At 73.7% G+C, this 12,488-nt stretch carries 15 protein-coding genes; 13 read left to right on the forward strand and 2 right to left on the reverse strand.

What is annotated here, in order from left to right; translation table 11 throughout:
• Window positions 1-69: 69 nt before the first annotated feature.
• The 9 genes from AB0J00_RS21345 to scpB all read left to right on the forward strand — a co-directional run bounded on the left by AB0J00_RS21345 (window position 70) and on the right by scpB (window position 7,751).
• A complete protein-coding gene (locus AB0J00_RS21345; protein ID WP_357748947.1) occupies window positions 70-990 on the forward strand; it encodes a helix-turn-helix domain-containing protein in 921 nt (306 codons plus the stop codon).
• Entirely contained in the window at window positions 987-1,523 is a 537-nt protein-coding gene (locus AB0J00_RS21350; protein WP_357748950.1) for a dihydrofolate reductase family protein, read from the forward strand. Before AB0J00_RS21345 ends, AB0J00_RS21350 begins: the two co-directional genes overlap by 4 nt.
• A gap of 154 nt (window positions 1,524-1,677) precedes the next feature.
• Window positions 1,678-1,917, forward strand: a complete 240-nt coding sequence (locus AB0J00_RS21355) for a hypothetical protein (RefSeq protein WP_357748952.1) — start codon at window positions 1,678-1,680, stop codon at window positions 1,915-1,917.
• Window positions 1,918-2,154: 237 nt separating this feature from the next.
• Complete coding sequence (gene ald / locus AB0J00_RS21360; RefSeq protein WP_357748955.1) at window positions 2,155-3,270, forward strand: alanine dehydrogenase; 1,116 nt, start codon at window positions 2,155-2,157, stop codon at window positions 3,268-3,270.
• Entirely contained in the window at window positions 3,267-4,223 is a 957-nt protein-coding gene (xerD, locus tag AB0J00_RS21365; RefSeq protein ID WP_357748958.1) for a site-specific tyrosine recombinase XerD, read from the forward strand. Before ald ends, xerD begins: the two co-directional genes overlap by 4 nt.
• Before the next feature lie 261 nt (window positions 4,224-4,484).
• Complete coding sequence (locus AB0J00_RS21370; RefSeq protein WP_357748961.1) at window positions 4,485-5,402, forward strand: ParA family protein; 918 nt, start codon at window positions 4,485-4,487, stop codon at window positions 5,400-5,402.
• Entirely contained in the window at window positions 5,399-5,923 is a 525-nt protein-coding gene (locus AB0J00_RS21375) for a hypothetical protein (protein WP_357748964.1), read from the forward strand. The genes AB0J00_RS21370 and AB0J00_RS21375 overlap by 4 nt, the downstream gene beginning before the upstream one ends.
• 68 nt (window positions 5,924-5,991) lie before the next feature.
• On the forward strand, window positions 5,992-6,858 hold the full coding sequence (locus tag AB0J00_RS21380; RefSeq protein ID WP_357748966.1) for a ScpA family protein: 867 nt from the start codon (window positions 5,992-5,994) through the stop codon (window positions 6,856-6,858).
• Window positions 6,855-7,751 (forward strand): SMC-Scp complex subunit ScpB, encoded by an 897-nt coding sequence (scpB, locus tag AB0J00_RS21385; protein ID WP_357748969.1) that lies wholly within the window; start codon window positions 6,855-6,857, stop codon window positions 7,749-7,751. Before AB0J00_RS21380 ends, scpB begins: the two co-directional genes overlap by 4 nt.
• A 14-nt stretch (window positions 7,752-7,765) precedes the next feature.
• On the opposite strand, the gene AB0J00_RS21390 is transcribed toward scpB, so the two are convergent.
• Entirely contained in the window at window positions 7,766-7,960 is a 195-nt protein-coding gene (locus AB0J00_RS21390; RefSeq protein WP_357748971.1) for an ANTAR domain-containing protein, read from the reverse strand.
• 367 nt (window positions 7,961-8,327) lie between these two features.
• Here AB0J00_RS21390 and AB0J00_RS21395 point away from each other — a divergent pair, with 367 nt between their 5' ends.
• Together AB0J00_RS21395 and AB0J00_RS21400 are read left to right on the forward strand one after the other, a co-directional pair.
• On the forward strand, window positions 8,328-9,026 hold the full coding sequence (locus AB0J00_RS21395) for a hypothetical protein (protein WP_357748974.1): 699 nt from the start codon (window positions 8,328-8,330) through the stop codon (window positions 9,024-9,026).
• 124 nt (window positions 9,027-9,150) lie between these two features.
• Entirely contained in the window at window positions 9,151-9,702 is a 552-nt protein-coding gene (locus AB0J00_RS21400; protein ID WP_357748977.1) for a hypothetical protein, read from the forward strand.
• Window positions 9,703-9,768: 66 nt separating this feature from the next.
• Here the strand turns inward: AB0J00_RS21400 and AB0J00_RS21405 are convergent, their stop codons facing one another.
• Window positions 9,769-10,971, reverse strand: a complete 1,203-nt coding sequence (locus tag AB0J00_RS21405; protein WP_357748980.1) for a DUF222 domain-containing protein — start codon at window positions 10,969-10,971, stop codon at window positions 9,769-9,771.
• A 169-nt stretch (window positions 10,972-11,140) separates the two neighbouring features.
• Between AB0J00_RS21405 and AB0J00_RS21410 the strand changes: the two genes are divergently transcribed.
• Window positions 11,141-11,983 (forward strand): pseudouridine synthase, encoded by an 843-nt coding sequence (locus AB0J00_RS21410; protein WP_357748983.1) that lies wholly within the window; start codon window positions 11,141-11,143, stop codon window positions 11,981-11,983.
• A 40-nt stretch (window positions 11,984-12,023) separates the two neighbouring features.
• Window positions 12,024-12,377 carry a VOC family protein gene (locus AB0J00_RS21415; RefSeq protein WP_357748986.1) on the forward strand — a complete coding sequence of 118 codons (354 nt, stop codon included), beginning with the start codon at window positions 12,024-12,026 and terminating at the stop codon, window positions 12,375-12,377.
• Window positions 12,378-12,488 lie beyond the last annotated feature (111 nt).

Below are 12,488 nucleotides of genomic sequence, written 5' to 3' on the forward strand. Positions count from 1 at the left end.
GGCGCCGGGCGGGCGATCGGAGCAAGAACGGTCGGGCGCCGGGGGGCCGCCGGCCGACACACTGCCTGCATGGGCGAGGCAGGGCGGGACCGGCTGCGCGAGCTGCTCGACGCGGTGCTCGACGAGGACAACCGGACGCTGACCGAGATGGCCGGCGACGCCTTCGCCTCGCCGTGGCACTTCAGCCGGCAGGTGAGCCGGGGCGCGGGGGAGTCGCCGGTGGCGCTGCGCCGGCGCGTCGTGCTGGAGCGGGCGGCCTGGCAGCTGCGGCAGGGCCGCAGCGTCACCGACGCCGCCTTCGCCGCCGGGTACGAGTCGGTCGAGGGGTTCAGCCGCGCGTTCACCCGCGCCTACGGCCGGACCCCGGGGCAGCCGGGGACGGCGACCGGCCGGGACGGCCACTGGCTGCCGGCGCCCAACGGCATCCACTTCCACCCGCCGTCCTCGCTGTGGGTGTCCGGCGAGCAGACCGCGCGGGGCGGTGACGAGGTGACCGCGCTGCTGGTGCACCACGACCTCGAGGACACCCGGGCGCTGCTCGAGCTGGCGAAGGCGCTGCCGGAGGAGGAGTACCGGCGGGTCCGCGCGCCCGGCTGGGCGGTGCTGGAGTGGGACGGCCCGGAGGAGTCGCTGGCCGCCGTCCTGGCGCACCTGGTCCGGTCGGTCGAGGTGTGGCTGGCCGCCGTGGAGGGCGCCGACTTCCCGCCGGACACCGACGACGGCCCAGCGGCGCTGCTGGCCCGCCACGACGAGGCCGCGCCGCGCTGGCTGGCCTTCGTCCGCGAGGTGTCCCGCCGCGGGGCCTGGGGCGACCGGCTGGTGGACGCGCTGTGCGAGCCACCCGAGTCGTTCGTGGTGGGCAGCGTGGTGGCGCACGTCCTGACGTACGCCGCGCACCGCCGGCAGCTGGCCCGGCACTGGTACCGCGCGGCCGGGGTGCCGGTCGACGCGGGCGACCCGATCGACTGGCTGAGCAGGAGGAGCTCGTGACCCGCACCGTGTACTACGTCGGCGCCTCGCTCGACGGGTTCATCGCCACCGCCGACCACTCGCTGGACTGGCTGGTCTCCCGGGAGACCGACGAGGACGGCCCGATGGGCTACGCCGGGTTCCTCGCCGGCGTCGGCGCGATCGCGATGGGCGCCACCACCTGGCGGTGGGTGCGCGAGCACGACCCGGAGTGGCTGCCCGAGCGACCGGCCTGGGTGTTCACCCACCGCGAGCTCGACGTGCCCGACGGGGCCGACGTCCGGACGACCGCCGACGACCCGGCCGCCGTGCACGCCGAGCTGGTCGCCGCCGCCGGCGGCCGGGACGTCTGGCTGGTCGGTGGCGGTGACCTGGTCGGGCAGTTCGCCGACCGCGGGCTGCTCGACGAGGTGGTCGTGGCGATCGCGCCGGTGACCCTCGGCAGCGGGGCGCCGCTGCTGCCGCGCCGGGTCGAGCTGGCGGTCCGCGAGTGCGCCCGCAACGGCGAGTTCGTGTGCGTGCGCTACGAGGTGGTCCGCCCGCCCGCCGGCTGATCCGTGTTGCCCCGCTGCGGGCGGTGTACGCCGGCCGGGCCGGGCGGCACACTCGGGTCAGCCGTCGACGGGGGCGGCGGCAGCGCGATGCGGACCGGGTGCCGTCCGGGCGGGCGCCGGGCCCGACCCGGTCGAGCCCGGCCTGGAGGACCTCGTGCGATCCCTTCGCAGCCGCATCCCGGCGGCCCTGCTCGCGACCCTCACCCTCGTCCTCGGCGGTGCCACGCTCGCCGCGTGCGACAGCGCGCCGGACTCCGGCACCGGCACCGTCTCGAACGACCCCGCCGACCGCAGCGGCAACGACCCGTCCGGGGTCTCCCAGGGCGACCTCCCCGACCTGGACGCCCCCAGCCCCGGCTCGGACCGCGGCGACGTGGAGAAGGACGACGACTGACCACCTCCCGCGGGTCATCCGCCGATGGTGTCCTTCTCGGCCAGCTCGGCGGCGGTGAGCTGCAGCGCCGCGGCGCGGGCTGACCTGACCGGGCGACCGGCGCCGCGACGTGTCCGCTGCCACACCTGCGGCGGCGTCTCTGCCTAGACTCCGGCCAGGTCGGCCCCGATCGGGTCGCCACGACACGGCGCCGCCGCCCGCCACGACCGGTGCGGCTGCCCAGAGAAGGAGAACGCTGTGCAGGTGGGGGTCCCCCGCGAGGTCAAGAACCACGAGTACCGGGTGGCGCTCACCCCGGCCGGGGTGACGGAGCTGGTGCGGGCCGGGCACACCGTGCTCGTCGAGCAGGCCGCCGGTGAGGGGTCGTCCATCCCGGACGCCGACTTCGCCGCCGCCGGTGCCCGCATCGTCGGGTCCGCCGACGACGTGTGGGCCGATGCCGACCTGCTGCTCAAGGTGAAGGAGCCGGTCGCCGAGGAGTTCCCCCGGCTGCGGGCCGGGCAGACGCTGTTCACCTACCTGCACCTGGCCGCGTCCGAGGAGTGCACCGACGCGCTGGTCGCGTCGGGCACCACCGCCATCGCCTACGAGACGGTGCAGAAGGCCGACGGGTCGCTGCCGCTGCTGGCCCCGATGTCGGAGGTGGCCGGCCGGATGGCCCCGCAGGTCGGCGCGTACTGCCTGGAGCGGGCGCACGGCGGTCGCGGGGTGCTGCTCGGCGGCGTCTCCGGCGTGCACGCCGGCCGGGTGGTCGTGATCGGCGCGGGCGTGTCCGGCATGAACGCGGCGGCGATCGCGCTCGGCATGCAGGCCCACGTCACGGTGCTCGACCGGGACATCGACAAGCTGCGCGCCGCCGACCGCATCTACCAGGGCCACCTGCAGACGATCACCTCCAACGCCTACGAGGTGGAGCGCGCGGTGCTCGACGCCGACCTGGTGATCGGCGCGGTGCTGGTGCCCGGCGCGAAGGCCCCGACGCTGGTCAGCAACGAGCTGGTGGCGCGGATGAAGCCGGGCTCGGTGCTGGTCGACATCGCCGTCGACCAGGGCGGCTGCTTCGAGGACACCCGCCCCACCACCCACGACGCCCCGACCTTCCGGGTGCACGAGTCGGTGTTCTACTGCGTGGCCAACATGCCCGGGGCGGTGCCCAACACCTCGACCCACGCGCTGACGAACGTGACGCTGCCCTACGTGATGGCGCTGGCCAACAGCGGCACCGCCGCCGCGGTCGCCGCCGACCCGGCGCTCGCGCTGGGGGTCAACGTCGTCGCCGGTCAGGTGGTGCAGCCGGAGGTCGCCGCCGCGCACGGGCTCGCGGTGGCGCCCCTGGCCGCGGTGCTGCGGTGACCGCGGTCGCCCCCGACGTCGCGGCCGGGATCGCGCGGGTGGTCACCGGCTACCTCGACCACCTGGTCGTCGAGCGGGGGCTGGCCGCCAACACGATCACCTCCTACCGCCGGGACCTGCGCCGCTACGCGGAGTTCCTCGCCGCGGCCGGGGTGCGCGGGCTGGCGGAGGTGGGGGAGTCCGACGTCGCCGCGTTCCTCGTCGCGCTGCGCGCCGGGGACGACGACCACCCGCCGCTGTCGGCGACCTCGGCCGCCCGCGCCGTCGTCGCCGTCCGGGGGCTGCACCGGTTCGCGCTGCTGGACGGGCTGGTGCCCGACGACGTCGCCGCCGAGGTGCGCCCGCCGGCCCCGGCCCGCCGGCTGCCCAAGGCGGTGCCGGTCGAGTCGATCGAGGCGCTCATCGCCGCGGCCGGGTCGGTCGAGGGGCCCCGCGGCCTGCGCGACCGGGCGCTGCTGGAGCTGCTGTACGGCACCGGCGCGCGCATCTCCGAGGCGGTCGGGCTGGCCGTCGACGACCTGGACCTCTCGTCGGCGGCGGTGCGGCTGGCCGGCAAGGGCGGCAAGGAGCGCGTCGTCCCGGTGGGCAGCTACGCGGTGAAGGCGGTCGAGGACTACCTGGTGCGCGCCCGCCCGGCGCTGGCGCTCAAGGCCCGCGGCGGGGTGCGCGGCGGTGCGCTGTTCCTCAACGCCCGCGGGGGTCCGCTGACCCGGCAGAGCGCCTGGTCGATCCTGCGCAGCGCCGCCGAGCGGGCGGGGCTGTCGGAGGAGGTCTCCCCGCACACGCTGCGGCACTCGTTCGCCACCCACCTGCTCGACGGCGGCGCCGACGTCCGCGTCGTCCAGGAGCTGCTCGGGCACGCCTCGGTGACGACCACCCAGGTCTACACGCTGGTCACCGTCGACCGGCTGCGCGAGGTCTACGCGACCAGCCACCCCCGCGCGCTGCGCTGACCCGTCCCGCGCCCTGACCCGACCGCACACCTCCTGCCGACAGGGCCACAAGTCGACTTGGGAACTTGTGCACCCAGGTGGTCACACCCGGCTGCGCCGGTGCCGAGAACGGTGTCGGAGGGACGAGACGGGCCCGGCGAGCCTTCTTTGCCGGGCGCTGCGACGTCCCTAGCGTGGCCGCCGACCGGAGGCCACGGACGACAGACCTGCACCCGGCCCACGGCGGGGCCGGCGCAGCGCTCAGGGAAGAAGGCGCAGACGATGGCGACACGAGCCGAGGCGGCCGCAGCCGCCGCGGTCGCGTACGGGGCGATGCCCGGCGGCGACGGGGAGATGGGTGCGCCGGCCGGCCGGCTGGACCCGGCCAAGGCGCGGCAGCGACGGCTGCCCGACCCCAAGCCGCTGGAGAAGCACGGCCCGGCCCGGATCATCGCCATGTGCAACCAGAAGGGCGGGGTCGGCAAGACCACCTCGACCATCAACCTGGGCGCGGCGCTGGCCGAGCAGGGTCGCCGCGTGCTGCTCATCGACCTGGACCCGCAGGGTGCCCTCTCGGTGGGGCTCGGCGTCCCGGCGCAGCAGATGGACCGCACCATCTACAACGCCCTGATGGAGCGCGGCACGTCGCTGGCCGACGTCCGCGTCTCGACCGGCGTCCCCGGCATGGACCTGGTGCCCAGCAACATCGACCTGTCCGCCGCCGAGGTGCAGCTGGTCAGCGAGGTCGCCCGCGAGCAGACGCTGATGCGCGTGCTCGGCCCGGTGCGCCAGCAGTACGACTACGTGCTCATCGACTGCCAGCCCTCCCTGGGCCTGCTCACGGTCAACGCGCTCACCGCGGCGCAGGGCGTGATCATCCCGCTGGAGTGCGAGTTCTTCTCGCTGCGCGGTGTGGCGCTGCTGGTCGACACGATCGACAAGGTCAAGGAGCGGCTCAACCCGTCCCTGGAGATCGACGGCATCCTCGCCACCATGTACGACTCGCGGACCGTGCACTGCCGCGAGGTGTTCAGCCGGGTCGTCGAGGCCTTCGGCGACACCGTCTTCCAGACCGTCATCCAGCGCACCGTCCGGTTCCCGGAGACCACCGTCGCCGGCCAGCCGATCACCACCTGGGCCCCGTCGTCGACGGGTGCCGCCGCCTACCGCGACCTGGCCAAGGAGGTCATCGCACTGTGACTCGTCGACCCGTGCTCCCTGGGGCCGCCGAGCTGTTCCGCCGGACCGACTCGGCCGCCGCCGTCGCGACCGCGCCGGCCGCGCCGGTGACCGAGCTGCCCACCCTCGCCGCCGCCCAGGCCTCGCCCGCGCTGCGCGCCCCGGCTCCCCGCCTGGCGCCGGAGCCGGCCGAGGTCGCCGCGGTGGCGCCCGCGCCGCAGCCGCTCGCGCTGGTGCCCGACACCCGACCGGCCGCCCCACAGGACGAGCTGGCCGCCTACCGCGGGCCCGCCCCGGTCTCCTCCCGCACCGTGCAGCCGCGCGCCAACAGCGGCCGCACCCGGCACGACGAGAAGATCACCGTCTACTGCTCGGCCGAGGAGCTGCTGGCGCTGGAGTCCGCGCGGCTGCAGCTGCGCGGCCAGTTCGGCATCGCCGCCGACCGCGGCCGCATCGTCCGCGAGGCGATCGCCGTGCTGCTGGCCGACCTGGAGAACAACGCCGAGGACTCGGTGCTGGTGCGTCGCCTGCGTCGCGGGTGACGTGATCTGCGGCTGACCTGGCCGGGCGGGCACGGAAGTGTCCGCCCGGCCGCTTATCGTGCCTGGCGATGACCGCGACGCTGGAGCACGAGGGGACGCCGGCACCCGCCGGCGAGGGTCCCGCCGCGCCGCACGGCCGGTTCACGGTCAAGCTCACCAACTTCGAGGGCCCGTTCGACCTGCTGCTGCAGCTGATCAGCAAGCACAAGCTCGACGTCACCGAGATCGCCCTGGCGCAGGTGACCGACGAGTTCATGGCGCACCTGCGTGCGCTCGGTGACGAGCTCGACCTCGACCAGGCCAGCGAGTTCCTCGTCGTGGCCGCCACCCTCCTCGACCTCAAGGCCGCCCGGCTGCTGCCCGCCGCCGACGTCGAGGACGAGGAGGACCTCGCCGCGCTGGAGGCCCGCGACCTGCTGTTCGCCCGGCTGCTGCAGTACAAGGCCTACAAGCAGGCCGCGGCGTTCCTGCGGGAGCGGGAGGCCGAGGCCGCCCGTCGCTTCCCCCGCTCGGTCGCGCTCGAGCCGCGGTTCGCGGACCTCCTGCCCGAGGTGCTGCTGGGCGTCGACCCGCTGCAGTTCGCCGCGCTGGCCGCGCAGGCGCTGGCCCCCAAGGCGCCGCCGACGGTGAGCGTGGCGCACCTGCACGCCCCGCCCGTGAGCCTCACCGAGCAGCTGCTGGTCGTGCGCGGCCGGGTGGCCGCCGGCCGGGCGGTGTCCTTCCGCGCGCTGAAGGTCGACTGCGCGCACACCCTCGAGGTGGTGGCCCGGTTCCTCGCGCTGCTGGAGCTCTACCGGCAGCGGCTGGTCGACTTCGACCAGGTCGACCCGCTCGGCGAGCTGCACGTGCGGTGGACCGGTCCGGAGCTGGTCGACGGCCGGCTGCCGGGGGAGTCCGAGGAGGACGCCGGCCGCATGGTGGAGCAGTACGGGTGAGCGGCCCGGAGGAGCGTCCGGACGACGGCGCCGGTCCGGACGACGAGCGGCCCACGTTCGACTGGGACGCCATCGCCGCCGAGCTCGCGGCCGGTGCCGAGGCGGACGACGCGGCCGCCGTCGAGGGCTGGGACGCGATCGCCGCCGAGCTCGCCGCCGGTCTGGGCGTGCCCGAGCCGGGCGTCGTCGACGCGCCGTCCGGCGTCCCCGAGGGCGTGCCGGACGTCGTGCTCGGCCGGGCGCCGCGGCGGCCGGTCGAGCTGGAGGTCGTGCCGGAGCGCGAGCTGCCGGTGGAGGAGGCGGCGCCGCAGCAGGAACTGCCGCTCGAGGACGCCGAGCCCACCGACCCCGCCGCGCTGCGCGGTGGGCTGGAGGCGCTGCTCTTCGTCGCCGACGGCCCGCTCGACGAGGGCACGCTCGCCGCCGCGCTGCGCTGCCCGGTGGCCCGGGTGCGGGGCGAGCTGCGCGGGCTGGCCGACGACTACGACGCGCGCCGGGCCGGGATGGTGCTGCGGCGGGTGGGGGAGGGCTGGCGGCTGTACACCCGCGACGAGCACGCCCCCGTCGTCGAGCGGCACCTGCTGGAGGGGCAGCGCAACCGGCTCACCCAGGCGGCGCTGGAGACGCTCGCGGTCATCGCCTACCGGCAGCCGGTCACCCGGGCGCGGGTGTCGGCGATCCGCGGGGTGGGGGTCGACGCCGTCGTCCGGACGCTGCTGACCCGCGGGCTGGTCGCGGAGGCCGGCACCGACCCGGACACCGGCGCCTACCTGTACGTGACCACGCCGCTGTTCCTCGAGCGGCTGGGGCTCACCGGGCTCGACGAGCTGCCGGCGCTGGCGCCGCTGGTGCCGGAGACCCGCGCGGTGCTCGACGAGCACCCCGACGTCTGACGGCAGGGACTCCCTCAGCGCGGCAGGTCGCCGGAGAGGACCACCTCGTCGGCGACCAGGCGCAGCTTCCGGTTCAGCCGCTGGCTGGTCTCGGCCAGCAGCTCGAACGCGGTTCCCTCGGTCAGCCCGCGGCGGGCCATCAGGACACCCATCGTCATGCCGATGACCCGGGCGGTCTTCAGCGCGATCTCCAGGTGCTCGACCTGCAACCCTCGCGGCCGCGGTCTGCCGGCGGACCAGCTCGGTCTCCTCCTGGGACAGCAGCGTCTCGTCCCGGGACAGCGCCGTCTCGGCCCGGGAGACGGCGGTCTCCTGCCGCGCGACGGCGAGCTCGTGGACCAGTTGCGCCAACCGCGCTTCGATCGACTCCTGAGGGTCGGCCATCTGCACCCCCCGCGCAGATGATGGCACCCGGCGGCGCCCGCGGAGCCCGCCCCGCTGCGCGCCGGGCTGCTGGTGCCGGGAGCCCCGCGCGGTGCTCGACGAGCACTCCGGCCCTGTGACCGTCCCCTGGGCGCAACGAGGCCGGGTGAGGCACCAGCCGTGCGGCGGTGCAGTGCGATCTATCGTCTCGACGTGGGATGGCTGTCGACACGTGGGGGCCAGGCCAAACCCCGTCAGATCACGCGTCTGGCCGAGTACCAGGGCGAGACCTGCGTCGTCGTCCAGGTGACTCAGCTCGGACCCGAGTACAGCAGGACCGAAGCCCGGTGCATCGTCGACGAGTGGGCGGAGTTCTTCGCCTCCGGACCCTCCTCGATCCGGGACTTGAGGTTCGTCAGCCGAACCCCGAAGCACCTCTTCGAGGCACTGCACGGGCAGACGCAACTCGAAGCACTGACGGTGAAGTGGGGCGACTACGCCGACCTGTCGCCGATCGCCGGGATGACCGACCTGCGGACGTTGCACCTCGGCGGCGCATCCTCGGTCGAGAGTCTCCTGCCGCTGGCCGGTCTGTCCTGCGTCGAGGACCTGCTGATCGAGGGTCTGCGACGGGTGCGGGACCTGTCGCCCGTCGGGGAGATGAGTGGCGTCACGCACCTGGAGATCGGTGGTGACTGGATGACGCCGCGCGTCGTACAGGTGGAATCGTTGGGTTTCCTCCGGAAGATGCTCCAGTTGCGTTCTTTGGTGCTGCACTCCATTGCGGCTGACGATCTGGACTACACGCCTGTTCTCGCCCTCCCGAACCTGATCTCCCTACGCGTGATGGAGGTTCGCGACATGCGACCTGGCATCGACGTGCTCAGGGCCGAGACCCCCTGGGTGGAGTGACGAGCAGCAGCTCTCACCAGGCCGGCTCGCAGTTGCGCTTGAGAAGCCGCCCTGGGCGTGAGCCTGGCCGGGTCGCTCCGAGCGACCACTCAGGAGCATGCGTCCATCAGCCGATGATGGTGTCGTGACCTCAGCGCTGGCCACGCTCCGTCTCGAGCCGGCGCTCCACACGCACGACGTGATGGACGGCAGGGTGGCCCGCCACCCTCAGTCGCACTTCCTGGACTTCCTCATCAGCGGCGTCTCCCTGCAGATGACGGCGCACGGTGTGGGCAACCTCGTCACGGAGCTGAACCGCCTCTGGTGGTCTCCGGACTCGTTGGCCGTCGAGACGCTTCTCGGACGGCGTCCTGCTCCCTGCCTGGAGTCGGGACGGATACCGCTTCTCGTCTGCGGCGAGTGCGGTGACCTGGCCTGTGGCGCAGTCACCGCCGCGTTGGACATGGGTGCGCGCGAGGTGACGTGGTCAGAATTCCGGTGGGAGAACGGATACGAAGAACCGGAGCCCATGGACTCGCTCGGTGTGCCCATCACGTTCGATCGCGGCCAGTACGAGGCGGAGCTGGCAGACGCTGACCATCGAGTGGTCGCTCTGCGCGAGAACGAGCCGTTGTTCCGAGGCAGGTCCCGACGCCGACGCCAACTGCGTTGGCCTTGGCAGCCGCGAACCACGTGAGCCCGTCCCCGGCGAACTACCGCGTGCGGCAAGGATGGTCGGCGGAGAAACGCTGGTGGGCGCAGGTCAGCTGATGAGGGGTCCGATGAGTATCTCGGTGCCGTCGGGGCGGAACGTTCGCCATCGGCCGCCGGGATCTCGTTCGACGGTGAACCCATGGTGGACCTTGGTGTGGTGGCGCTCGCACAACAGAGCTGAGTTCTTGAGTGATGTCTCGCCGCCGTTGATCCAGTGCACGAGGTGGTGGACGTCGGCCCACCAGTGCGGTGCGCCGCAGCCGGCGAACACGCACGTCTTGTCCCGGGCGACGACCGCGCGGCGGAGGGGTGCGGGGACCATGCGGTGCTTGCGGCCGTAGTCCAGCGGCGTGCCGTCCGGCCCCATGACGACCCGGGACACCACCGCGTCACACGCGAGCCAGCGGGCCCGCGCGGCGGAGATCTGCGCCCCGAAACCCATGGTCGCGGTCTGGGCGCCGGTGGCCGGGTCGACGAGGTCCTCCAGCTGCATCTGGACGACGACGTGCGGCTTCTCCCCACGCAGGATCGGCAGCTGACCGGCAGCGAGCTGGTTGTCGGCGATCTGCACCAACGCATCCGCGTTCTGCTGCACCCGGGTGCGGGTGTCGCCCTTGGGCCGGTCGGCCTGCACCTGCGACTCCAGCGCGGCCTGCACCTTCTCGCTGGCCACCGCATCCAGGTCCCACCGACCGGTGGTGCTGCCATCGGCGTGCTTCACGATCCGCAGGCTCCGCAGCTCGGTCGGATCCGGCTCCGGCCCGTCCGGGTCCAGCGCCGCGGCGAAGGCCTGCACGGCGACCTTGAGTGCGTCGTGGGAGGACTCCCGGGCCACCCGCGCCCAGTCCTCGTCAAAGGCGACCAGGTCGATGCCCTGCTCGGCTGCCGCGGCGATCTCCTTCGGACCCACCGCGTCGGCGATCACGTCGACCTGCGCTGCGGTGATCTCACCGGCGGCGAACCCGGCCGCGATCAGCGGGAAGTGCGGCAGCGTCCGACCGGCCCGTATCAGCTTCGACGCCTCGTTCGCCGACACCCGCTGGTGCCCGATCAGCCACGACCGCATCGACGTCAGCCCGTCCCGCTCCGGCGCCTGGGTGACCTCCGCGTGCCGCACCGTGCGGGTCAGCTCCGCGGCGACCATGTTCCCGGCCGCGACCAGCAACGCCGTCCGTTCCAACGACTCCTCATCGGTGAGCCCGTGCAGCTCCTGCCGCGAGAGGTCGGCGAGCAATGCCAGCAGCGGGTGCACGACACCTCCCGGGTTATTCGAACGTGTGTACGAAGTCTACCGGACAACGGCCAGCCGGACCAGGCGAATCCCCAGGTCAACCGGCCAATTGGTCGGCGGGGGACCACTCGCGGGTGGTGTGACCAGCGACGGGTCGGCCGGCGTCCGGGAAGGTGGGAGGATGGTGGGGATGAACAGGCACGCAGATGACGAGTCCCTGACAGAGGGCGGCGAGGGCTGGTCGGAGGACATGGAGCTCGCGCCGGTCCACCCCGGTGACCGCGAGGACACCGAGCCCGCCGACGACGAGCCCGGTGAGCGGCTGCAGAAGGTCCTCGCCCGCGCCGGTGTCGGCTCCCGCCGCGTCGTCGAGGACATGGTCGACGCCGGCCGGATCAGCGTGAACGGCGCGGTCGTGATGGCCCAGGGGCGCCGCGTGCACGCGCAGACCGACGTGATCGCCGTCGACGGCCGCCGGATCGACGTCCGCAACGACAAGATCACCTACGCGATGAACAAGCCGTTCGGCGTCATCACCTCGATGAGCGACGACCGCGGCCGGCCCACCGTCGGCGACATGATGGGCGACCTCGCGCCCGGGCTGGTGCACGTCGGCCGGCTCGACCAGGACACCGAGGGCCTGCTGCTGCTCACCACCGACGGCGAGCTGGCGCACCGGCTGGCGCACCCCTCCTACGAGGTGCAGAAGACCTACCTCGCGCAGGTCAGCGGCTCGGTCTCCCGCGACCTGGGCCGCCGGCTGCGCCAGGGCATCGAGCTGGAGGACGGCCCGGTCAAGGTCGACTCCTTCCAGGTGGTCGACACCCACGCCGGGCAGAACGTCGTCGAGGTGGTACTGCACGAGGGCCGCAAGCACATCGTGCGGCGGCTGCTCGCCGAGGTGGGCCTGCCGGTCAGCCGGCTGACCCGCACCGCCATCGGCCCGATCGAGCTGCAGCGGATGCGCACCGGCACGATCCGGCGGCTCACCCGCACCGAGGTCGGCGCCCTGCACGACCTCGTCGGCCTGTAGGCCGTAGACAGCTCGCGCGTGGCGGGCGACCATGCCCGCCATGCGCGCGACCCGCATCATCGCCGACCTCCCGGTGGCCGACCTCACGGCGGCGCGGGGCTTCTACACCGGCTTCCTCGGGCTCAGCACCGAGGAGTTCGACCTGGGCTGGGTGGCCCGGTACCGCTCGCCGGACTCACCGGCGGAGATCCAACTGGTCACCCGGGACGCCGCCGCGCCGGAGAACCCGCTCATCTCGGTGTTCACCACCGACCTGGACGCCGCCTACGCCGAGGCGCAGGAGCGCGGTTACGAGATCGTGCACCCGCTGACCACCGAGGAGTGGGGCGTGCGGCGGTTCTTCGTCCGGGCGCCCGACGGCACCGTCGTCAACGTCGTCCAGCACCACGACTGAGACAGCCACACGAGAACGACGACGGCGGCTGCTCAACCTGGTCGGCCTGGAGGAGGACGCGCTCGGCGCCTACCCGAGCCAGTTCTCCGGCGGGCAGCGGCAGCGGCTGGC

The organism is Modestobacter sp. NPDC049651, from assembly GCF_040659695.1.
Classification (GTDB): Bacteria; Actinomycetota; Actinomycetes; order Mycobacteriales; family Geodermatophilaceae; genus Modestobacter.